Here is a 21,901-nt window from a genome sequence, read left to right as displayed (position 1 = left end):
AACCGACCATGACCACTTCCCACTATATCGCCGGCCATTGGGTCGAAGGCCAAGGCAGCGACTGCATCAGCGTCAACGACCCTGCGCTGGGGCAACCGTTCGCCGAGCTGATGGCCGCCAGCGTGAGCCAGGTCGACCAGGCCGTCGCCGCTGCCCGCAGCGCCCTGCCCGCCTGGAAAAGCACCTGCGCCAGTGAACGTGCCGCCTTCCTGCGTGGTGTTGCCGAACAGCTCGGGCAGCGCCGTGAAGCGCTTGTCACCCTGCAGATGCGCAATAACGGCAAACCGCGTCACGAAGCGGAAATTGACCTGGATGACGCCATCGCCACCTTTGGCTATTACGCCGAGCTGGCCGAGCAACTGCCATCGAAAAACCGCACAGTGCCGCTGGCTGCGCCGGGTTTCACCGCCCGCACCCGCCTTGAACCGGTGGGCGTGGTCGGCCTGATCGTGCCGTGGAACTTCCCGTTGGTAACCAGCGCCTGGAAACTTGCCCCGGCCCTGGCCGCCGGTTGCACCGTGGTGCTCAAGCCTTCAGAGGTCACTCCGCTGATCGAGCAGGCCTACGGCCAGATCGCCGACGCCCTGGGCCTGCCCGCCGGGGTGCTGAACATCGTCAACGGCAAGGCCGAGACCGGCGCCGCACTGAGCAACCACAACGGCCTGGACAAGTTGTCCTTCACCGGTAGCAACAGCGTCGGCAGCCAGGTGATGCGCAGCGCTTCGGCGCAGTGCCGGCCGGTGACGCTGGAACTGGGCGGCAAGTCGGCCATCGTGGTGTTCGATGATTGCGATGTCGATCAAGCGGTGGAGTGGATTGTTGCCGGCATCAGCTGGAACGCCGGCCAGATGTGTTCGGCCACATCGCGGCTGCTGGTGCAGGACGGCATTGCCGATGCACTGCTGCCGCGCTTGCAGGCGGCACTGGAAAACCTGCGGGTGGGTAATCCTTTGACCGAAGAGGTCGACATGGGCCCGCTGACCAGCCAGGCGCAATGGCTGAAGGTGGCCAGCTACTTTGCCACGGCACGGGAAGAAGGTTTGCAGTGCCTGGCTGGCGGCCATGCACTGGACCGTGAAGGCTGGTTCGTCAGCCCGACGCTGTATACCGATGTGCCGAAAGACAGCCGCCTGTGGACCGAGGAAATCTTCGGCCCGGTGCTCTGCGCACGGCGCTTTGCCAGCGAGGAACAGGCCATTGCCGAAGCCAATGACAGCCGCTTCGGGCTGGTGGCTACAGTATGCTCTGCCGACCTGGAACGCGCCGAGCGCGTGGCCGATGCGCTGGAGGTTGGCCATGTGTGGATCAACTCGGTGCAGGCGGTGTTCGTCGAGACGTCCTGGGGGGGCACCAAGGGCAGCGGGATCGGCCGTGAGCTGGGGCCTTGGGGGTTGTCAGCCTATCAGTCGGTCAAGCATGTAACCCGCTGTCTGGGCTGATACCGCAAGGGGCCGGGTTGAAGCTTTTCACCGGTGTCAGTCGACAGGCAGCAACCTGCAGCTTCAACGGCGGCAATGCCTGGAAAGGCTTTGAAATCGAGGTGATTAATCATCAAACCGTGGGGCAAGGCGAAATCTATGGTTTTCCGGCCTCCTCGCGGGTAAGCCCCCACAGGTAATCCACAACACCTCAGCCCTGTGGTCATCTTGTGGGAGCGGGCATGCCCGCGAAGAAAACCAACGCGGTGGATGGCACCGGCTTTGCCGGTGTTCGCGGGTGAACCCGCTCCTACAACGGCCTGTGCTGTGTGTAGGAGCGGGTTTACCCGCGAATACGGTGGCGGCTGCGACGGTGAGCGGCGGGTGGAAATTGGCCAGCAGGGCCGGCCCTTTCGCGGGTGAACCCGCTCCTACAGGCCACCGCGAAGGCTTTTAAAATGTTGAGCGCCCACGAGCAGTTTCACCCGCGAAGAGGCCGGTACAGGTCATACAAACATTCCCCCGCGTGACTTTCTCCATTGCCCGCAAAGTCCCACTTCCTGGTACCCCCATAATCACAACACCAGGCCGGACCACCCATGCACCCTCAACGCACCGCCTTGCACAATGAACTGCACGCCCGTCCGTCACTTTATTTCGACGGCCCGGCGCATGTCTTCCACCTGGCCTTGCTCGGCGGCGATGCTGCCTGTACAGCATTGCTGCAGCGCTGCTGCCCTGATGTTTCGGACACCGGTGCCGCACAAGGCATCACTGCCATGGATGGCCACCCGTTCAAATGGGAGCGGCACACCGAGTTCTTCACGTTGACGCTGGTTGTGCCATGCACCACAGCCGATACCACATGGCAAACCCTGCCGCCGGTGCTGGCCGAGGCGATTGCGCCGCAGGTGGCGCAGGTGATCAATGCAGTGCAGGTGCTGGTACGTCACGAACAGGACCTGAACCTGGCCGATTACGGCTTCAAAGACCCGTGCGGCTCGTGCGTGGGTGGTGGCGATGCGGTGGTGTGGAGCGACTTCCGCCTGACCGAGGATGGCACCAACCGCTTCCTGTTCATCAACAGGCGCCTCAATGCCTACCGCCAGGGCCGCATGATCCGCCGCCTGCTGGAAATCGAGACGTACCGCATGATGGCTTCGCTGACCCTGAGCACGGCCAAGCAACTGAGCCAGGAACTGGATACCTTCGACAAGACCCTGGTCTGCCTCTCCGGGCGCAGTGCCGGGGTCGATGGCCATGATTCCAAGGGGCTGCTGGAAGCCATTGCCCACCTGTCACGTCAGGTTGTAAGCCGCACGGTAAAAACCCGTCACCGCTTTGGCGCCACCCAGGCCTACGCACAGCTGGTGTTCGAACGCCTGGGGGAGTTGCGGGAAAGCCATGTGGGCGACTGCCAGCGCCTTGGGGTATTCATCGAGCGCCGGTTCAAGCCGACCGTGCGTTACTGCGCAGCTACCGAGCAACGGCTGGAGCAGTTGGCGAAGAACGTGGCCAACCTGGGCGATTTGCTGCAGGCGCGGGTGCAAGTTGAGATGGAGGAGCAGAACGCCGAGATCTTGCGCAGCCTCAATGCCCGGGCAGATGCCCAGGTGAAAATCCAGCGAGCGGTGGAGGGGCTGTCGATCATCGCCATCACCTATTACCTGCTGAATCTGTTCAAGCTTTTGTATGGCGGGCTGAATGTACTGGGGTTGGGACTGACGGCGCGCGATGGCTTGATGGCCATGGCGCCGCCAGTACTGCTGGTGCTGCTGGTGATACTGCTGCGTATCAGGCAGGCCAAACAACATTGAGTTGGGGGTGCCTTGCCCCCCGATGCCTACACCGACTCGTCAGCCGGCCGCGTACCTTCCTGCACCAGCACCATGCTCTGCGGCGAAGACAGTGGAATGCCTTCATCACGCAACCGGCCAAGAATGGTGAACAGCAGGTCGCTGCGGGCTCCCGATACCTGCCGCGGCCCGGCCACATAGCCACTCACACCAATCACCATGCCGCTGGCCGTCAGGTCCTTGAACGACACCGAGGTAGCTGGCGCATCCAGAATCGCCTCATGCTCATGGTAAGCCGCCAGCAGCAGCTCACGCACACGGTTGGCATCGGTCTCCAGCGGCAGTGTCAGGGTAATGCTGACCACGCCCAGCGCGTTGCCCATGGTCACGTTGCGCACGTTCTGCGAGATGAACTGCGAATTGGGCACGATCACCGTGGAACGGTCAGACATCTGGATCTCCGTGGCGCGCACGTTGATGCGGCGGATATCACCCTCGACACCCGCCAGGCTGACCCAGTCGCCGACCTTCACCGGGCGCTCGGTCAGCAGGATCAGGCCGGAAATGAAGTTCTGCACGATCTGCTGCAAACCGAAACCGATACCGACCGACAGGGCACTGACCACCCAGGTCAGGCTGGTGAGGTTGATACGCAAGGTCGACATCACCAGCATGGCCAGGAACAGGAAACCCAGGTAACCCACCAGGGTTACCAGCGAGGCCCGCATGCCGGCGTCCATCTCGGTTTCCGGCAGCAGGCGGTCGCTCAGCCAGCGCTTGACCACACGGATGGCGAACAGGCCGCCGAGGAAGATGGCCAAGGCCAGCAGGATGTCCTGCGGCACGATGTTCAGGTTACCGAGCAGCTTGCCGCCGGTCCCATCCCAGTCACCCAGACTCAACAGCAATTCGCTAGGGCTGGTGCCCGACGGCATCAACACCAGCAACAGTGCCAGGAACAGCACGACCGTGCGGCCAATGCCGGCCAGTATGGTACTGGCCTGGGCCTGGTGGCGAGGCGCCAGGCCCAGGGTCGACGCCAGTGCCAGGCCACCGGGCTGGCGGGGTGACAGCAGGGTTTCGCACAGGTCGCCGAAGAAGGTGGTCAGCAAGTAGGCACAGGTGATCACCAGGCTGACCCACAACAGCTTGGCGGTGAGGAAATAGGCGAGTGTCAGGTAGCCGGTGAGCAGTGCCAGCAGGATCAACGTCAGCCAGATGACCATCACGAACGGGATCAGCCCGGCCAGGCCCGTCGGGCGCTCCAGGTCATGCTTGCGCAGGGTGCGGCGGTAACACAGCAGCGCGCCTGCAAAGGTGAGCGCCACCACCAGCGCGGTCAGCCCGTTGACGGCCACCGTCAGCGCCAGGCTGGCGCCGATCACGCTGTTCATGCGCTCCATGGTCATCATGACCATCAGTGCCAATGCCAGCACCTTCGGGAACCAGCCCAGCGCACTGGCGACTTCGTCGTGGATCGCCGGCAACCGCCAGGACGGACGCTGCAGCATCAGCATGGCGCGGCCCAGGCCTGTGATGAAGGCACTGAACACCACCAGGGTGAGAATGTGATTGGTCAGGCTGGCGATATCCGAACCCAATCGTGCATTGCTTTCCAGCCCCCAGCGCAGCAACGACACCGAGCCGGCGATGGTGCCCAGGGTTGCCAGGCTAACGCCCAGAGCCAAGGCGCTGCGGCGCAGGCGGCCCTCCGGCAACCAACGGATCATGGCACTGGCCAGCAAGCGTTCAAGCACGCGCCTTACCAACGTCCACACCAGAATCGCCGCCACCAGGCTGGCAACGAACAGCCAGCGGTTTTCGGCGCTGAAGGCGCTGCTGATGGCATCGGCCGCCTCGCCGCGCAGGTCACGCAGGCGCGCCACGTCGTCCTGGGTGGGGCGGATGATGCTCTGCCAGAACGCCGGGCTCAGCGGCGAGGCTGCACGGCTGGTGATTTGCGAGTTGAACTGGCTGCGGCGCAGGTTGACGATTTGCGTGGACAGGTCACGGGCCGACTGGGTCAGCTTGGTGGCCTGATCCTGCTGGGCTACCAGCGCCTTTTTCTCGGCCTCCAGCGCTTTGCGCTGCTGCGTCAGGGTAGCGGCCTCGTCCGGCTGGGCCGGGCCGATGACCTTCAGCTGGTCGTCGAGTTTTCCCACATCGGCAGTGCGCTGTGTACTCAGTGCATCAGCTTGACGCTGAACCTGCATCGCGCCCAGGCGCAGTTGCGACAGCACGTCGTCGTTGGCCTCGCTGGTGACGCCTTGGCGGATCAGGTCCAAGCGGTCACTCAGCTGTTCGAGGCTGGCGTTTTCGTCCAGTGCGGGCGCTTCGGCAGCCGCCAAGTTGGACAATGGCGTGGCCGGGGCCGACCAGGCCGGGCTGACAAGCAACAGCATCAGGGCCAGCAGGGCAATCAGACCTGGGCAATAACGGGCAAGGCTGACACGCCTCATCGAATATTCCTCTTTGCAATTCGATTTGGCGGGGGATTCTACGCGGCTTCGGGCCGTCAGGAGAGTGCCGTTTCTCGCTTCAGCAATTGCTGTTTGCGCTCCACGCCCCAGCGGTAACCGCTGATGTCGCCATCCCGGCGCACTACGCGGTGGCAAGGGATGGCCACGGCAATACGGTTGGCCGCGCAGGCCATGGCTACCGCCCGCACGGCCTTGGGGGCGCCAATGCGCTCGGCGATGTCGGTATAGCTGACCCGGCTGCCGGCCGGCACCTCACGCAGCGCCTGCCACACCCGCTCCTGAAACGCGGTGCCTTGTACATCCAGCGGCAGGGCCAGGCCCAAGGCGGGCGCTTCGACGAAACCGATCACTTCGGCCACCCTCTGTTCGTAGGCGCTGTCGCCGCCAATCAGGTGGGCCTTGGGGAACTGATCCTGCAGCTCGTGCAACAAGCCCTCGGGGTCGTCGCCCAGCAGAATCGCGCAGATACCCTTGTCGCTCTGGGCGACCAATATTGCACCCAGCGAGCACTGCCCAAGGGCGAAGTGAATGCTTGCCCCGGCACCGCCGGCGCGGTATTGCCGGGGGCGCATGCCCAAGCGCTGGTCGGCGCTTTCGTAGAAGCGGCTGTTGGAGTTGTAGCCGGCGTTGTAAATAGCATCGGTGACCGAGTGCTGGCCGCCTTCCAGGTGCGCACGCAGGCGCCGGGCCCGGAAGGCCGTGGCGTAGGCTTTGGGGGTAACTCCGGTTTCGGCCTTGAACAGCCGATGCAGGTGGAAGGGGCTGACGGCCAGCCGTGCACTGAGTTGGCCGAGGCTTGGCGCGGGGTCGCTGGTTTCGATCAAGCGGCAGGCGTGGGTAACCAGCTGGCTATGGCGGGTGGCGCTGGCCTTGCTGATACAGCGTTTGCAAGCACGGTAGCCGGCAGCCTCGGCAGCCGCGGCAGTGTCGTAGAACTCGACGTTCATGCGCTTGGCCTGGCGTGATTTGCAGCCGGGGTGGCAGTAGACGCCAGTGGTACGTACAGCGTAGACAAAGTGGCCCGTGGCGGCAGCGTCGCGGCTCTCTACGGCTTGCCAGCGTTGATCAGGGGTGGTGTAGAGGTTCATCTTTGTTTCCCGGATATGTTGTTGCCTGTACGGGCGATGCAAAAACCTCAGGCCCGCCACAGGTACCAGGCCGCCACGGTACGAAACGGCCGCCAAGCGCCGCCCAGCGAACGCATTTGCGCCGGTGTCGGCGCCGTCTCCAGCCCTTTGAGCCGCCGATACCCCTCGCGCACGCCAAAATCGTCCACCGGCAGAATGTCAGAACGCCCCAGGCTATAGATCAGCAGCATCTCCACCGTCCACCGCCCTACCCCACGCAGCGCCACCAGGCGTTCGATCAACGCCTCGTCAGCCATGGTTAACGCCTGCTCCCGCGTCGGTACCAAGCCCTCCAGGGTGGCTTGAGCAATGCCCTGGACCGTCACCAGCTTGCTCGCCGAAAAGCCGCAGGCACGCAGGGTTTCCGGGGATACCGCCAGCAACTGCTCTGGCTGCGGAAAATCATCTGCCGGGAACAGCGCCAGCAAACGCCCCAGGATCGCCTCGGCGGCGCGGGCGTGCAGTTGCTGGTAGGCAATCGCCCGCACCAATGCCTCATAAGGCTCACGTCCCGGCGTAGCCTGGTGCAGGCAGGGCCCGATCGCTGCGATATGCCGCGACCAGTCCGGGTCAAGTGCCGCCAGGTGTTGCGTGGCCTCGTGATAGGCCTCAGGCGAAAGGTCGGCCAGCATCATGGCACCTCCATCAAGTCGATTGCAGGTCCAGCTTAGCGCAGCCGTTCATCGGGCAAACGCCGGTTCTTGCGTAGCTAATCTTTGGCATGCCATTGCTCGGCGCCATCTTCCCCGCATAGAATTGAGAACTATTCACAATCGCACACATCACTGGACTGGGCCTTCTCTACGATGCAGATCAACGACACGCTCAAGCCCACCGAGGTCGCTCTGCTCTACCAGTCTCACCATGCCTGGTTGCGTGGCTGGTTACGCAGCCGGGTCGGTTGCAGTGAACATGCCGCAGACCTGGCCCAGGATACCTTCGTGCGGTTGTTGCGCGCCCGCCACGTGTCGCCGCTCAAAGAACCGCGCGCCTACCTCAGCAGCATCGCCCGTGGCTTGATGATCGACCAGTTCCGCCGCCGCGCGCTGGAGCGGGCCTACCAGGAGAGCCTGGCTCACCTGCCCGAAGCAGAAGTGCCCAGCGAAGAGGATAAGCTTGTCATCCTCGATAGCCTGGAACGCCTCGACCGCGCCTTGCACCAGTTGAAACCGCGCGTCCGCCAAGCGTTCCTGCTGGCCCAGCTAGACGGTTTGAGCATCGTGCAGGTTGCCCAACGTCTGGAGGTGTCCAGGGCCACCGTTGAGCGCGATCTGGCCAAGGCCCTGGGCGTCTGCTACCGGTTGCGCTATGCCGATGCCTGATGGTACGCCCGCTCAAACGCAAGTCGATCAGGCGATCGACTGGCTGGTAAAGCTGCGTTTCGACACCCCCAGCCCGCGCACCGAGCAGCAGTTTCAACACTGGCTGGCCAGCCACCCACACAACCGCCTGGCCTGGCAGCGGGTCAGTCATCTGGGCGATGAACTGGCCGGGCTGCCCAAGGACCTGAGCCGGCGCACCCTGGACGCTAGCCAGCACCCCAAAGCCAGCCGCAGGGACCACCTGAAGTTACTGGGGCTGTTGGCCGTGGGCGGCAGCCTGGGCTGGGCCGCGCGCGAACCGCTAGGCCTGCCACAACTGCTGGCCGACACCAGCACCGCCACCGGTGAACGGCGCCAATGGCAAGGCAGTGACGGCAGCCGCATCCAGCTCAACACTGCCAGTGCCATCGACTTGCACTACAGTGCGGACCAACGCCAGCTGAAACTGATCCATGGCGAGGTCAGCCTGGACAGCAACCCCAACGACAACCGCCCATTCCACGTCGCCACCCCTGTCGGCCCGCTGACCACCTTCGATGGCCAGCTGTTGCTGCGCGAAAACAGCCAGGGCCTGCTGCTGTCGGTGCGGCGTGGTGAAGTCACGCTGTTCCCTGCCTCAGCCTCAGCGAGGCAGGTGCTGCCCGGTGAAACCTTGCAAGTCAGAGCCGACGGCAGCATTCAGGCCAGAACACTGCACAACGACCCCTGGGGTTGGACCGAAGGTGTACTCAGCGTGCAGCAGATGCCGCTTGCCGAGTTTGCCAGCGAACTCGGCCGCTACCGACCGGGCCTGTTGCGCTGCGCTCCAGAAGTGGCGGGCTTGAAGGTTTCCGGCACCTATCAGTTGGCTGACACCGGGCAAATCCTGCAACTGCTCACCCGCAGCCTGCCCGTGCGGGTCGAGTACAGGACGCGCTATTGGGTAAGCATCGGCGCGGCGTAAAAGGATATCACTGCGCCACAGCCCGCATCCGCCCACGGCGCCGGTATGACTGCCTGGCAAAGCACACGAACAGCCCGGCCATCAGTGCCAGCGCCATGGGCAAACCATGCGGCGCGACATTCATGGCCGCCCCACTGACCAGCGGCCCGACCAGGCTGCCTACACCCCAGAGCAAGCCCACACTGGCGTTGGCAGTGACCAGGTCCTGGCCCTTGAAGCGCTGCCCGATCAAGACCAGCGCCAAGGTATAGATCCCCCCCGCCACCGCGCCCAGCACCACCAGCAGCGGCCACAGCAGCCAGGTCAGATTCAGCAGCCAAGGCAAACCGATGCCGATCACCATCGCCACCAGCCCGCACGCCAGGTGTAGCCCTGTGCGCTCAACCCGATCGGCCAACCAGCCCAGCGGCAGCTGGAACAGCATGTCGCCGGCAAACACCACCGTCACCATCAACGCCGCCACGCCAACGGCAAAGCCATGGCTGGTGGCGTACACCGGCAGCAGCGACAGCACCACGGCATCGAAGAACGAGAAGAACAGCACCGCCATGCACAACGCCGGTGCCACACGGAAGAACCCGGCCAGGCCGAAGCTTTTTTCGCCCTCTTCGTGCTCGACATGGTCGTTTGGCACCGTCAGCACGATGCACAGCAACGCCAGCCCATAACAGACCGTGACGACACCCGTGATCCACGGGCTATCGGCGCCCAACACTGCCAGCATGGCCGGGCCAAGCACCTGAAAGCCCGTAAAGCTGGTGGCGTACAAGGCCATGATCTTGCCGCGGTTATGTTCGGGGCACAGTTCGTTGACCCACGACTCGCCGAGGATGATGGCGATCCCCATGCCAAGCCCCAGGCCCAGGCGCAGCAACGCCAGCAGCCACAACGAGCCGAACGCGGACTCGAGCAAGGCGATGCTGACCGTGCACAGGCTGAAGCACAGCAGATAGATAGTGCGCCGGGTGAGATGGCGGCAGCAGACGTCGACCAGAAAAGCCGAGAGCATCATGCCGGCGGCAGGGATGGCCGAGATGATGCCGATTTCCAGTGTGCTCGCCCCCGCTTCATGCAGGCGCAACGACACCAGCGGCAAGCTGGCCCCCAAACTGAAACCCACGACAGAAACAGCGAACAATAAGCCCGCCAACAAACGCATGTTCATGTACCACTCCTGGCAAACCGAAAAGACGTGCAGAAACAGGCGCGCACGCCAGAACGGCGAGCGACGCGAAAGCGCAGATCAGTTCAGGCGAGGTGTGGCGAGAAGGTGAAGGCAAACAGCACGCTGCGGCGGCGCTTGAGCACTGTGTCACTCGGCCATGCACGACGCAGTGCCTGGAAGGCAGGCTGGCGGGCGTGTGGGAGGGACTGGGTACGGCGCATTGCTTTGGCTACTACGCAGGTGATTGAAAAAAGAGGCGGCACTCTAGCCACCTCCGGGGGGCTCGTCAATTGCCCAGGGGCCTCTGCCAGGCCCCCGGCGCGTTCAGCGTTTACCTGTATTTGGCAGGAACACCGCCAACAACCCGAACAATGGCAGGAACGAGCACAACCCATACACGTATTCGATACCACGCAGGTCCGCTACGTACCCCAACAGCGCAGCGCCAATGCCGCCAAAACCGAACATCAGGCCGAAGAAGATCCCGGCAATCATGCCCACGCTGCCCGGCACCAGCTCCTGCGCATACACCACGATCGCGGAAAACGCCGAAGCCAGGATAAAGCCGATCACCACGCTCAGCACTGTGGTCCAGAACAAGTCGGCATAGGGCAGCGCCAGCGTGAACGGCGCCACGCCCAGTATCGAAAACCAGATCACAGCCTTGCGCCCGATACGGTCACCGATCGGCCCGCCAAAGAAGGTGCCCGCCGCCACCGCGCCGAGGAACAGGAACAGGTGCAGCTGCGAGCTGGCCACCGACACACCGAACTTCTCGATCAGGTAGAAGGTAAAGTAGCTGGTGAAGCTGGCCATGTAGAAGTACTTGGAGAACACCAGCAAGCCCAGCACGATCAGCGCCGCGATTACCCGATTGCGCGAAATGCCGTGGGTGGCCTGCACCGCCTTGCGCGCCTTGGCCTGATTGAGGTGTTCCTTGTACCAGCCGCGCAACATCAGGGTAACGCCGAGGAAGAACAGCCCGGCCAGGCCGAACCAGGCCACATGGGTCTGGCCGAACGGAATGATGATGGCCGCTGCCAGCAGCGGGCCCAGAGCAGAGCCGGTGTTGCCACCGACCTGGAAGGTCGATTGGGCCAGGCCGAAGCGCCCGCCCGAGGCCAGCCGTGCAATACGCGAGGTTTCCGGGTGGAAGGTCGACGAGCCAATGCCCACCAGCGCCGACGCCAGCAGGATCATCGGGAAACTGCCAACGAAGGCCAGCATCACGATCCCCACCAACGTGCACAGGGTGCCTAGCGGCAACAGATTTGGCGTGGGCCGGCGGTCGGTGAAGAAGCCGACCCAAGGCTGCAACAGCGAGGCGGTGATCTGGAACGTGAGCGTGATCATGCCGATCTGGGCGAAGCTCAGGTCGTAGTTGGCCTTGAGCATCGGGTAGATCGCTGGCAGCACCGACTGGATCAGGTCGTTGATCAAGTGCGCCAAGGCGCAGAAACCGATGATACGCATCACCATCGGCGAGGCTTGGCTTGCCGCTGCCGGGGTGGATGCGGTGGAGGCACTACTGGTGGCCATTTGCCTGAATCTCCGTCCTCTGGTTTGGGATCCGATTATCAGGAATCAAATAGATACATAGCTACCTTTTTTATCCCCCTGTCGCCACGTACTTGAAAATGGTTCTCAATATAATTAGCATCCTCTGCCAATGACTCCTGTCATCGTTAGGCCAAACGGCCCCTATCGTGAGCAGACCGCCCCCATGAGCCCGATGTCCGCCAAGCAGCTGCAGCCCGATCCACAACAGGAAGCGCTGGCGTGGTTTTCGTTGTTGCGCCAGCCCGGTTGCGACGAAACGCAGCGCCAGGCATTTGCAGCCTGGTGCCAGGTACAAGAGAACGCCCACGCCTACGCCGAGCTGGAGACGTTCTGGCAACAGCTGCAACCCACACCTGCCCGCCCTCGCCCACGGCATGTCACTGTCCGTCGCAGTCACCTGGGTAAAGGGTTGGCGCTTGCGTTTTTGCTAGGGTTGGGTGCTGCTGCTTACCTGTACTGGCCGCTGATGCAGCGTCTGGCCAGCGAGCTGCACACCGATGTGGGAGAGCGCCGCAACATACGCTTGGCGGATGGCACGACATTGAACCTGGACAGCGCCAGCGCGATGAACGTCGACCTGCGCGGCCGCACCCGCCAACTGCACCTGGTGCAGGGCCAGGTGCATCTGGAAGTCGTGCTCGACGGGCGCGCCATGGACGTGGAAGTGGGCAACGCACGCATCCAGGTATACGGCACTCGCTTGCAGATAGCCCGCCATGCAGGGCGCGACGAACTCGTGGTATTCAGTGGCAAGGCCATGGTCACCCAGGGGGGTGAGCAGCGGATGGTCTCGGCGGGTGAGCGGGTAACCTTCGATGACACGCGCATCGACCCGGTGCGTAGGACTGATCTGAAAACCGCTGACAGTTGGCGCAATGGCCGCCTGAAAGCCACAGACATGCCATTGAGGCAGGTGCTGGAGCGCCTTGCCGGTTACCAAGGGCAGCGTCTGTGGATGATGGATGAACAAGTGGCTCATCGCCGTGTAAGCGGCGACTTCAACCTCGACCAGCCTGGCCAAAGCCTGCAATCCCTGGCTGCAGCCCAGCAGTTGCAGTTGCTGGGCGTGCTCGGGCACTGGCTTGTGGTGCGCTGAAACCGGGGCTGGCCGCTAAGTTTTTGAAAGCGTGCAAATTTTTTTTGAAATGAGTGTTGACAGAGGGGGCGTTCAAGAGAATAATGCGCGCCATCGGCTACATAGCTCAGTTGGTTAGAGCATAGCATTCATAATGCTGGGGTCCGGGGTTCAAGTCCCTGTGTAGCCACCAAACAAGACGAAGGGCTTACCGCAAGGTAAGCCCTTTTTCTTTGCCTGCGAAAAAGTTGCTGGTGCCCGCGCTAACCCATCCAGCAGCAGCCGGGCTGCCGAATCACAGGTTTCGGCGCTGCTATCGTCGCCTCAACGTATTCCGGTCACCGCCACAGCCAGGCCAAGCCCGATCAATGCCAGACCAATGGCCCGGTCCACCAGCACTTGCCGCTCGATCATCGCCCTGCGCAATGCCGTACTGGAGAAAAATACCGCCACCAGGCTGAACCATAGCCAATGGGCAACGGACATGAACGCACCGTAGGCGAAGTTCAACGCCAGCGGGCTGCCAGGCTGCACCACCTGGGTGAAGGCACTGATGACAAACAACATGGTTTTGGGGTTGAGGGCATTGGTCAAAAAGCCGGTGCGCAGCGCTTGCAGTACGCTGGCAGCAGACTGGCCAACCCCGTCCAGGCTGATGCGTCGGGTGTTGGTCAATGACTTGTACCCGAGGTAAATCAGGTAGCCCGCACCCAGCACTTTCATGACGAAGAACAGCGTCGGGCTCTGGCTGATGATTACGGCAATGCCCAACACCGTGTACAACACATGCACCTGCACCCCCAGGGCGATACCTATGGCGGCAGCCAGCCCGGCCTTGCGGCCCTGCGCATAACTGCTGCGAGTGACCATGGCAAAATCGGCGCCAGGGCTGATGACGGCGAGCAAGGTGAACAGGGCGACGGCGATGAGTTCGGTCATGCTGAGGGCTCTCGATAGGCGATGGAAATGCACAGACCGCCGATTATCGAGCGCTTACAGATGCGGAAAAATCGATTTATGCTGAGATGAATCTGATAGTTTTGCTCACAGATATGTACAGCTTGCCTTGGCCTCTTCGCGGGTAAACCCGTCTCCAGGGAAATATGTGACCATGTAGGAGCGGGTTTACCCGCGAACAGGCCGGCACAGCTGAACAGGGATATCATGAAACTGCCGCCACTCAACGCCTTCCGCTACTTCGACATTGCCGCCCAGACCGAGAGCTTCGTGCGCGCCGCCGAGCACTTGCACGTCACTCACGGCGCGGTCAGCCGCCAAATACGCCTGCTGGAAGAAAGCCTTGGCGTGGAACTGTTCGAACGCCGCAACAGGGCCATTTTCCTCACCCCTGCCGGCCGCGCCCTGCATGGCACCACCCAGGCGATCTTCGAGCAGCTGGAAGGCGCCGTGCAGCGTTTGCAGCACCAGGTCCGCGACAATGTGCTTGTGCTGTCCTGCGAACCGACCATCGCCATGCGCTGGCTGATCCCGCGCCTGCCGCGCTTCCATGCCACCCATCCCGACCTGCAGTTACACTTGGTGGCTGCCGGCGGGCCGCTGGACTTCGCCCGCAGTGGGGTCGACATGGCCATCCGCCGTGACGACTTCCACTGGAATAACCAGCTGTTCAACCAGAAGGTCTGCGATGAATGGATCGGCCCGGTGTGCCACCCCGCCGCCAGCGCCAGACTCGATGGCCAACGGCTGCTGCACAGCACCACACGCCCTGCTGCCTGGCCCACCTGGCTGCGCCTGAGCGGCCAACAGGCGCGGCACTGCGAACGCAGCGACTACGAGCATTTCTACCTGTCGATCCAGGCCGCCAACGCCGGCCTGGGCCTGGCCATGGCCTCAGCCCTGATGGTGTGCGACGAACTCGACAGCGGGCAGTTGCAGGCGCCGTACGGTTTTGTGCGCGATGGCTCGGCCTACCACCTGCTTAGCCCACAGCCTCTGGCCGACAGCAGCAAGTGCCAGCGCTTCGCAGAGTGGCTAATGGACGAATGCCGGGGTTGCCTGGCTCATTTGGGTTTGACGCAAAACGACGACCCTGCACCGCCATCACCACCCCAGGTGCGATAGCCGGCGGTATCCACATGAATGCGGCCTGATGGGTAGCGGCCCAGCCCCATGTTCCAGGCTTGGCCGTGTTGCTGCCAGAAACGGCACAGCGGATTGGGGTCGGCCCAGGCCGGCAGCAGTATATCGACGGCGAAAGCGCGGGTATGCGCACTGTTGGCCGCCCCGCCCGCACAGGCATTCAGGCGCGGCTCACGGTAAGCCGAAACCACCTCGAACTGGCGCAGGATGCCTTGATCGTCGAGTGCCTTGATCAACGCGAGGGTCGAGCGAACAGCGGCCCAATTGCCGGGGGGTGGTACGGCGAAAGGCGATGCGTGGCACAGTTTCCAGTCCGATGCCGAGCGCAGCAACTGGTGAATTGGCACTACACCGTAAAGCCGGGCATCTACCAGCATTTCACGGAAAGGGCGGGTTTGATGATCACCCGCCCACTGGGCGAACATCCACACGTCGCGCTCGTCAGCGTGAGCAGCGCTTGCGATACACAGGCTCGCTGCCAAAAGCAGTTGTCTCATTCTTTATCCGTCCCTGCCGAGAACAAAGCCTGCGCGCCCGGGTACGCCCCTGCAAAGTCAGTCTTCGAACAGGGTACAGGCCATCACCAGGGCGTCTTCACGGCCGCCGGCAATCGGATAATAGTCGCGGCGGCGGCCAATTTCGTTGAAACCGTAACGCTCGTATAAACGATAGGCCGACTGGTTGCTGGCGCGCACTTCCAGAAAGCATTCGCGGCCATTGAGCTGATAGGCCCGGGCCATCAGGTGCTCGAGTAGGCGCAGGCCCAGGCCGCAGCCTTGGTTTTCCGGTTTTACGGTGATGTTGAGCAGGTGCGCTTCGTCGATGATCACGTTGATCACCCCATGGCCCACTTGCTGCTGGCCATCGAACATCAGCCAGACTTCGTACGACTTGAGCGCATCCTGAAAGATTCCACGGGTCCAGGGGTGACTGAATGCGGCATATTCGATCTTAAGTACGGCATCCAGATCCGCCTCGGTCATTGGGCGGAAGCTGATCGAGTCACTCATTCAACGCTCTTCCAGCGCGCCATCAGCTGGCGCATGGCTTTCCAGACGTCCGCCTTGCGTTGCGGCTCGTCCATCAACAGTTCAAGGCCCGGCAATGCCCAGGCGTCGCCCAGGCTGTCGAGCGTCAGGGTTTGGTAATAGGCGTCGGCGTCGACATTGGCGGCAAAACGCAGTGCCGGCAGGCCGACCAGCCACAGACAGGTACACGGGGCGTCTTCCAGGCGCGCCTGAACGAAGCCCTGGACGAAATCGCGCGCAGCCTCCGGCCCCTGGTCCATGTTGCCGCGCACCAGCAGTGGCCAGCGCACCGGCTCGCCGATGATCTGCGGGGCGTCGGGCAGGCCAGCGGCGCGCAGCATGTCCTTGAGCAGCAGATAGGAGGGATCGCGGCTCTGGAACGGCTGACCGGTGGCCAGTTCAACCAGCAGCAGGCAACTGCCGGCGCGCAACAACTGCAGCGAGAAGCGCGGTGGCGGCACCGGCGCCGGGCGCGGAGCAGCGGGCTGCTCTTGTGCCTCGACAGGCTTGACGGCGGGTTTAGGCACACTGCCCGGGCGCGGGATCTCGATTTTCGGCCGCTCGCCGGAGCGAGCCTGGGGGGTGACGGGCGTTTCGTTGGCGGCCGATGCCGGCCTGACCTCGAAATCGATGTCCTCGACCGGCGCAACCGGCAGCAGCAGCTCGGGCCGCGACGGTGCGGCGAACGGCAGCTCGGCGCGCGGCAGCCAGTGCACCACTTGCATGGCGGAAAGGTAGGCGCGGCGACGGGGTTCGGTCAGCAAGGGGCGGATATCCGAGGGGGTGAAGGCAATTGGGCATTCTAACGTGTACGCCGTGGTTTTTGCAGCGCCTATCAGACCGAGCGCCGTCACATGAACAACGCCTTACACCTGCACATCCCATGGTTATCTCTCATTACAGACCAAGGGGTAAAAACCACCCCCGCGAATGCAGTACAATCCCCCCTTTTTCTTGGCAACGAGTCGAAGCCAATGATCGAACCCAAGCGCGTCCTGCGCGCCCTAGCCGAACACTGGGCCCTGATCGAGCCGCTGTGCGAGCGTTTCGACCAGGGCACCCTGAGCCTGGTCGAACTGCGCCAGCATGTGGCCCGCCAGCAGCTCGAAAGCACCCCGCAGGACATCACCCAGCTACTCGACGTCTGGATCCGCCTGGATATCCTGGTCCCGGTGGCCAAGAGCCCGAACCGTTTCGAGCTCAACGCGCAGATCCACGACTTCCTCGCCTACCTGCGCCGCGAACACCGGCTGGGCCTGTGCCTGGAGATCGAAGCCTACTTGCGCCACCTGGAGCGCCTGGCCGGGCACATCCAGGATGCCTTCGACAACCGCGACAGCGACGACCTGGCACGCCAGTTGCGCCTGCTCGACATGCGTGTGCGCGATGTGCTGAAAAAGCTCGACAACGACGAGCAGGCACTGGTGGCCGTGGCCGAACGGGCCAAGACCAGCAACCGCCAGATCCCGCTGCGCCAGCGTTATGCCGAAGTGCTGGCCACCTGGGATGAATACGTCGAGCCGATGATCCAGCTGGTCAACGCCGACGGCGCCTTCGAGCAGGGTGTACGCAAGGTCGAGACCGTGCTGCTGAAACTGCTGGGCGAACAGGCGCGCCTGGGCCACCTGGTCGACGACGACATGCTGCTGCGCACCCACGCGCGCATTCTGGAAATGCAGACCAGCGCCCAGTTGACCCTGCGCCACGCCCGCGAACTGCTGCTGCCGCTGCGCGAAGAAGCCCGCCGCCACAACGCCGTGACCCGCGGCGCTGCACTGGCCCTGTCGGTGATCCGGCGCAAGGGCATCGATGCCGTGCCGCAGGCGGCCATGCCGATGTTCACCCGCCCGCAAAGCACCTTCCTTGGCAGTGCCAGCCAGGTCGAGGCCTACGTTTACGCACTGGCCCGCTTCGAGCCCAAACCGGCGCGCTTCCCCAAAGCCCACAAGACCCAGTCCGGCGCCTTGCCCCGTGCCCCGCGCACGGTCAAGGAAATGGCCGAACGCTGCGAACAGGCCCTGCCACTGCCCGACTTGATGGTCTGGCTGCTGGAGCAGGAGCCCGAAGGCGCCACCGACGAGCTGCTGTACTGGTTCTCGCGCCTGTCGCGGGAAAAGCGCTTCAAGCGCGAACGCCTCGACCGCCGCGAATACACCACTCAGGAACATTTGGTCAGCCTGCATTCGTTCGCCCTGACCTCCAGCCGCGAAGACGCCCCTAGCGCGCCTACCGAACCCAACGCGAGCCCAGCCCATGCATCTTGATCTTTCCGAACTGTCCCAGCTCGCGCCGATCTTCCGCGAGCTGTTCAAAGGCTTCCACGTCAGCCGGCGCGACCCTGAGCTGTACGCCCAGCTGTCGAACTTCCAGGACCAGTACCGCACCCTGTTCAAGGCCCTGGGCTTCGAGCTGGTGTGCGATACCCGTGGCTTCTATTACTTCGTGCCCGACATGACCGCCGCGCAGGTCAACAAGACCGCGCAGCGCCTGTCGCTGTTCACCTTCATCCTGGTCGAGCACCTTGCTGACCAGGGCCGCGACCCGATGGCCGTGCTCGATGGCGGCAGCATCGGTCGCGACGAACTGCCCTCGCTGCTGGACAAGTACCGCGACCTGTTCCTGCAGGCCGAAGTGCAGACCGTGGACGAGCTGGAAGAAAAAATCCTGCGCCGCATGACCCAACTCGGCTTCGCCCATGAGGAAGGCGGCATCTACCGCTTCCTGCCGCCCATGCATCGCTTCCTCGATGTGTGCCTTTCGGTGCAGCAGGACCGCGACCTGGCCGCCACCCTGCACAGCGCCCTGCCGCTGCCGACCCCGGTACTGGTCGAGGAAGAAAGCGCCGAAGAACTCAACCGTACCGACGACCCGCTCGACCTCACGCCTTTCCAGGGCGAGGAAAGCGAAGAGGACGCCTTGGCCCGGGCCATCCGCGAAGAGCAACAGGAGATTGACGCATGAGCCAGGAACGCTACGGCATCCGCCGCTTCGCATTGCTCAACACCGCCGGCTACAGCCTTGGCCTGTTCCCGCTGGAGCACCCGCTGTCGGTATACGGCGCCAACAACCTGGGTAAATCGGCTTCGATCAATGCCCTGCAGTTCCCGATCTTGGCACGTATGTCGGACATGAGTTTCGGCAAGTACAGCCTTGAGCAATCGCGCCGCTTCTACTTCGCCAGCGACACGTCGTACATTCTTTGCGAACTGAGCCTGCCCCACGGCACGCACGTGATTGGTGTGGTCGGGCGCGGCCCGGGTGGCGGTTTCGGCCACCAGTTCTTCGCCTACAAGGGCGAACTGGACCTGGCCCACTACCAGAAGAACGACACCTGCCTGCGTCAGAAAGAGCTGTTCACCAACCTTGAACGCCTGGGGATCAAGGCTTACGAACTGAAGCCGGACGAACTGCGCCGGCTGCTGGTGGGCGGACACACTTCGGTGCCGCTGGACCTGACCATGATCCCGCTGCGCTCCACCAGCGAGCAAAGCCTGAAAACCTTCCGCGCGCTGTTCATCAACCTGCTGCACATGCGTGAGATCACCGCCGCCAAGCTCAAGCAGCTGTTCCTCGACGCCTTCGAGCACAGCCTGCGCTCGGGCAGCGTCGACTACATCGCTGCGTGCGAGGAAGCCTTCCGCGACGTACGCCGCATGGAGCAGGACTACAACGCCCTGGTGGCTGCCGGCCCGTTGGTCGAGGCCCTGGCCGGTGGCGTGGCCCAGCGCGACATCCTGCGTGGCAAGCTGCACCGCATTTCGCCTGTGCTCGACACCCTGCTGGGCACCTGGCAGGAATACGCCATGGCGCGCAAGGAAGAGCTGGTCATCCAGTCCGAGCACTACCGTGGCGAGCAGGACCGCCTGCAGAACGACCAGCGCGGCGGCACCCAGGAGCTGATGCGCCTGGAGCGTGAAATTACCGGTATCCAGCGCTGGCTAGGCGAGCTGTCGGTGCTCAAGCACCGCTTTGCGCTGGTCGATGACGTCAAGGTACTGGAGCAGCAACTGCTGGCAGCCAAAGATGCCCACGACGAGCTGGCCGGCGCGCTGGCCCAGTCACGGCAGTTCAGTGCCGAAGACCTCGACGAGCGCGTACGCGACCTGGAAAAACGCCTGAAGCAGGTCAAGCAGCAGCTGGATCACGCTGACAACAACAGCTATGCCCGCCTGCGCGAAGAGTTCTCGCAGCAGGACGTCGACCGCTTGATGCGCCTGTTCAACGGCGCGCTGTTCAGCCTGCCGCTGGGCGACCGCGGTATCGAGCTGGACGACAGCGACCTGTGGGTAAAATCGCTGGAAGCGGTGCTCGACGGCTTCAAGGGCGAGCGCTTCGAGGCCCCGGGCCTGGCCATTGACCTGACCCACATCGACCCACCGGCCCTGCAGGCCCTGGCCGACCGCGCCGCACTGCGCGACCAGAAAGAGCGCCTGGAAAAAGAACTCAAGCAGCTCAAGACCCAGCAGGCCGTGGCCGCCGACCGCTCCGCGTCCAAAGCGCAGACCGAAACCCTGTACCAGGAAGTGCTGGACGCGCAGAAGGCGCTGGAAGACTTCCGCCGTAGCCAAACCCTCACCGCCGAAGAGCCCGAGAAGCTGGAACAGCTCTCGCAGCTGGAAGCGGCCCAGGACGAACTCAAGCGCTCCAGCGACGCCTTCACCGAGCGCGTCCAGCAGCTGTCAGCCAAGTTGCAACTGGTCGGCCGTCAGCTCGGCGACCTCGAGTCCAAGCAGCGCACCCTGGAAGACGCCCTGCGCCGTCGCCAGCTGCTGCCGGCCGACCTGCCCTACGGCACGCCATACATGGAAGCCATCGACGACTCGATGGACAACCTGCTGCCGCTGCTCAATGACTACCAGGACAGCTGGCAAGGCCTGCAGCGGGTGGACAACCAGATCGAGGCGCTGTACGCCCAGGTGCGCCTCAAAGGCGTGGCCAAGTTCGACAGCGAAGACGACATGGAACGCCGCCTGCAACTGCTGGTGAACGCCTACGCGCACCGTACCGACGAAGCCCTGACCTTGGCCAAGGCACGCCGCGCTGCGGTCACCGACATCGCCCGAACCCTGCGCAACATCCGCAGCGACTACGACAGCCTTGAGCACCAGCTGGCCCTGTTCAACCGCGAGATCAACAAGCGCCAGGTGTCCAACCTGGAAAGCTTCCGCGTGGTACTGGCGCCGAACAAGGAAGCGCTCAAGCACATCGACCAGATTATCCACAGTGCCGGCCAGTACGAAGAAGGCGAAACCCTGTCGGTCTTCGATCTGACCCAGAGTGCCGATCAGGACAACAAGAACGAAGAGGCCAAGGAGTACCTGGCACGGCTGGTGGCGGCCAACCACAACCAGCTGGGCCTGAAGGACCTGTTCGAGCTGGCGTTCGAGATCACCAAGGTCAATGGCCAGCCGATCATCCACGCCGACATCGACGGTGCGGCGTCCAACGGCACCACCATGACCATCAAGGCGCTGACCAACATGTACCTGTTGCTGCACCTGATGGACCGTGACCTGGCCGGGCGCATTCGCCTGCCGTACTACCTGGACGAAGCGGCAGACATCGACGAACGCAACCAGGCGGCACTGCTGGAGACCAGCCAGCAACTGGGCTTCGTGCCGATCCTGGCGAGTGTGAAACCACAGGTCTCGGCGCACGTTGCGATCGACCTGGAAGGTGGCAGCGGGCCGAACGGCATCTACATCGACGAGGCGGACTGGAAGTTCATCAGCCGGCTGGATGAAGTGAAGGCGGTTGTGCGTGAGGATCAGGCCGAGGAGCTGGCCTGAGATAGCCGGGGCCGCGTTGCGGCCCTTTCGCGGGTGAACCCGCTCCTACGCCGGCCTGCGCCCAACCACCGATGCGTACGACGGCCTGTGTCCAACCA

20 protein-coding genes and 1 tRNA gene are annotated in these 21,901 nt (G+C 63.3%); 11 read left to right on the top strand and 10 right to left on the bottom strand.

Annotated features, from left to right (window positions below; all coding sequences use genetic code 11):
- Positions 1 to 8 precede the first annotated feature (8 nt).
- The 3 genes from ACZ889_RS07650 (at position 9) to ACZ889_RS07640 (ending at position 3,235) form a co-directional block, all read left to right on the top strand.
- Positions 9 to 1,439 carry an aldehyde dehydrogenase family protein gene (locus ACZ889_RS07650; protein WP_088513498.1) on the top strand — a complete coding sequence of 477 codons (1,431 nt, stop codon included), beginning with the start codon at positions 9 to 11 and terminating at the stop codon, positions 1,437 to 1,439.
- A gap of 17 nt (positions 1,440 to 1,456) precedes the next feature.
- Positions 1,457 to 1,618 (top strand): hypothetical protein, encoded by a 162-nt coding sequence (locus tag ACZ889_RS07645; protein WP_158249204.1) that lies wholly within the window; start codon positions 1,457 to 1,459, stop codon positions 1,616 to 1,618.
- A 399-nt stretch (positions 1,619 to 2,017) separates the two neighbouring features.
- On the top strand, positions 2,018 to 3,235 hold the full coding sequence (locus tag ACZ889_RS07640; RefSeq protein WP_476257282.1) for a DUF3422 domain-containing protein: 1,218 nt from the start codon (positions 2,018 to 2,020) through the stop codon (positions 3,233 to 3,235).
- A 26-nt stretch (positions 3,236 to 3,261) separates the two neighbouring features.
- On the opposite strand, the gene ACZ889_RS07635 is transcribed toward ACZ889_RS07640, so the two are convergent.
- Genes ACZ889_RS07635 through ACZ889_RS07625 form a run of 3 tightly spaced genes read right to left on the bottom strand, consistent with a single transcriptional unit; the run spans position 3,262 to position 7,456 of the window.
- Complete coding sequence (locus tag ACZ889_RS07635; protein ID WP_180688859.1) at positions 3,262 to 5,673, bottom strand: DUF3772 domain-containing protein; 2,412 nt, start codon at positions 5,671 to 5,673, stop codon at positions 3,262 to 3,264.
- Between the two features lie 56 nt (positions 5,674 to 5,729).
- Positions 5,730 to 6,782 carry a bifunctional DNA-binding transcriptional regulator/O6-methylguanine-DNA methyltransferase Ada gene (ada, locus tag ACZ889_RS07630; protein WP_180688860.1) on the bottom strand — a complete coding sequence of 351 codons (1,053 nt, stop codon included), beginning with the start codon at positions 6,780 to 6,782 and terminating at the stop codon, positions 5,730 to 5,732.
- 47 nt (positions 6,783 to 6,829) lie between these two features.
- Positions 6,830 to 7,456, bottom strand: coding sequence for a DNA-3-methyladenine glycosylase family protein (locus tag ACZ889_RS07625; RefSeq protein WP_004575701.1), 627 nt, complete (start codon positions 7,454 to 7,456; stop codon positions 6,830 to 6,832).
- A 171-nt stretch (positions 7,457 to 7,627) separates the two neighbouring features.
- Here ACZ889_RS07625 and ACZ889_RS07620 point away from each other — a divergent pair, with 171 nt between their 5' ends.
- Both ACZ889_RS07620 and ACZ889_RS07615 read left to right on the top strand, forming a co-directional pair.
- Positions 7,628 to 8,143, top strand: a complete 516-nt coding sequence (locus tag ACZ889_RS07620; RefSeq protein WP_003247432.1) for a sigma-70 family RNA polymerase sigma factor — start codon at positions 7,628 to 7,630, stop codon at positions 8,141 to 8,143.
- Positions 8,130 to 9,086 (top strand): FecR domain-containing protein, encoded by a 957-nt coding sequence (locus ACZ889_RS07615; protein WP_476257281.1) that lies wholly within the window; start codon positions 8,130 to 8,132, stop codon positions 9,084 to 9,086. The genes ACZ889_RS07620 and ACZ889_RS07615 overlap by 14 nt, the downstream gene beginning before the upstream one ends.
- 7 nt (positions 9,087 to 9,093) lie before the next feature.
- Here the strand turns inward: ACZ889_RS07615 and ACZ889_RS07610 are convergent, their stop codons facing one another.
- The 3 genes from ACZ889_RS07610 to ACZ889_RS07600 form a co-directional block, all read right to left on the bottom strand.
- Positions 9,094 to 10,251: an MFS transporter gene (locus ACZ889_RS07610; RefSeq protein WP_014589641.1), complete on the bottom strand. Its 1,158-nt coding sequence runs from the start codon at positions 10,249 to 10,251 to the stop codon at positions 9,094 to 9,096.
- An 83-nt stretch (positions 10,252 to 10,334) separates the two neighbouring features.
- Complete coding sequence (locus ACZ889_RS07605; RefSeq protein ID WP_003247435.1) at positions 10,335 to 10,472, bottom strand: hypothetical protein; 138 nt, start codon at positions 10,470 to 10,472, stop codon at positions 10,335 to 10,337.
- Positions 10,473 to 10,575: 103 nt separating this feature from the next.
- Positions 10,576 to 11,790: an MFS transporter gene (locus ACZ889_RS07600; protein WP_180688862.1), complete on the bottom strand. Its 1,215-nt coding sequence runs from the start codon at positions 11,788 to 11,790 to the stop codon at positions 10,576 to 10,578.
- A gap of 193 nt (positions 11,791 to 11,983) precedes the next feature.
- Between ACZ889_RS07600 and ACZ889_RS07595 the strand changes: the two genes are divergently transcribed.
- Entirely contained in the window at positions 11,984 to 12,907 is a 924-nt protein-coding gene (locus tag ACZ889_RS07595; protein ID WP_476258013.1) for a FecR family protein, read from the top strand.
- A 95-nt stretch (positions 12,908 to 13,002) separates the two neighbouring features.
- Positions 13,003 to 13,079, top strand: a tRNA-Met gene (locus ACZ889_RS07590).
- Positions 13,080 to 13,210: 131 nt separating this feature from the next.
- On the opposite strand, the gene ACZ889_RS07585 is transcribed toward ACZ889_RS07590, so the two are convergent.
- Positions 13,211 to 13,825 carry a LysE family translocator gene (locus ACZ889_RS07585; RefSeq protein ID WP_409313126.1) on the bottom strand — a complete coding sequence of 205 codons (615 nt, stop codon included), beginning with the start codon at positions 13,823 to 13,825 and terminating at the stop codon, positions 13,211 to 13,213.
- 225 nt (positions 13,826 to 14,050) lie between these two features.
- On the opposite strand from ACZ889_RS07585, the gene ACZ889_RS07580 reads away from it, so the two are divergent.
- Entirely contained in the window at positions 14,051 to 14,968 is a 918-nt protein-coding gene (locus ACZ889_RS07580) for a LysR substrate-binding domain-containing protein (RefSeq protein WP_108190734.1), read from the top strand.
- Here the strand turns inward: ACZ889_RS07580 and ACZ889_RS07575 are convergent.
- Genes ACZ889_RS07575 through ACZ889_RS07565 form a run of 3 tightly spaced genes read right to left on the bottom strand, consistent with a single transcriptional unit; the run spans position 14,908 to position 16,778 of the window.
- A complete protein-coding gene (locus ACZ889_RS07575; protein WP_180688864.1) occupies positions 14,908 to 15,483 on the bottom strand; it encodes a D-Ala-D-Ala carboxypeptidase family metallohydrolase in 576 nt (191 codons plus the stop codon). The two genes, ACZ889_RS07580 and ACZ889_RS07575, sit on opposite strands and share 61 nt — an antisense overlap.
- 57 nt (positions 15,484 to 15,540) lie before the next feature.
- Entirely contained in the window at positions 15,541 to 15,996 is a 456-nt protein-coding gene (rimI, locus tag ACZ889_RS07570) for a ribosomal protein S18-alanine N-acetyltransferase (RefSeq protein WP_004575708.1), read from the bottom strand.
- A complete protein-coding gene (locus ACZ889_RS07565; protein ID WP_180688865.1) occupies positions 15,993 to 16,778 on the bottom strand; it encodes an energy transducer TonB in 786 nt (261 codons plus the stop codon). Before ACZ889_RS07565 ends, rimI begins: the two co-directional genes overlap by 4 nt.
- Positions 16,779 to 16,988: 210 nt before the next feature.
- Between ACZ889_RS07565 and mksB the strand changes: the two genes are divergently transcribed.
- From mksB to mksF, 3 genes are read left to right on the top strand one after another with little or no spacing between them, the layout of a single operon-like run.
- Positions 16,989 to 18,278 carry an Mks condensin complex protein MksB gene (gene mksB, locus ACZ889_RS07560; RefSeq protein ID WP_003247449.1) on the top strand — a complete coding sequence of 430 codons (1,290 nt, stop codon included), beginning with the start codon at positions 16,989 to 16,991 and terminating at the stop codon, positions 18,276 to 18,278.
- The gene (gene mksE, locus ACZ889_RS07555; protein ID WP_003247452.1) at positions 18,268 to 18,975 is read left to right on the top strand and encodes an Mks condensin complex protein MksE; all 708 of its coding nucleotides are present in this window, start codon (positions 18,268 to 18,270) and stop codon (positions 18,973 to 18,975) included. The genes mksB and mksE overlap by 11 nt, the downstream gene beginning before the upstream one ends.
- On the top strand, positions 18,972 to 21,803 hold the full coding sequence (gene mksF, locus ACZ889_RS07550) for an Mks condensin complex protein MksF (RefSeq protein ID WP_003247454.1): 2,832 nt from the start codon (positions 18,972 to 18,974) through the stop codon (positions 21,801 to 21,803). The genes mksE and mksF overlap by 4 nt, the downstream gene beginning before the upstream one ends.
- Positions 21,804 to 21,901: the final 98 nt, after the last annotated feature.

It is taken from the genome of Pseudomonas sp. TE3895 (genome assembly GCF_056278855.1).
The sequence above is the reverse complement of the archived record's forward strand: the minus strand, read 5'-3'. Positions and strand labels throughout refer to the sequence as shown.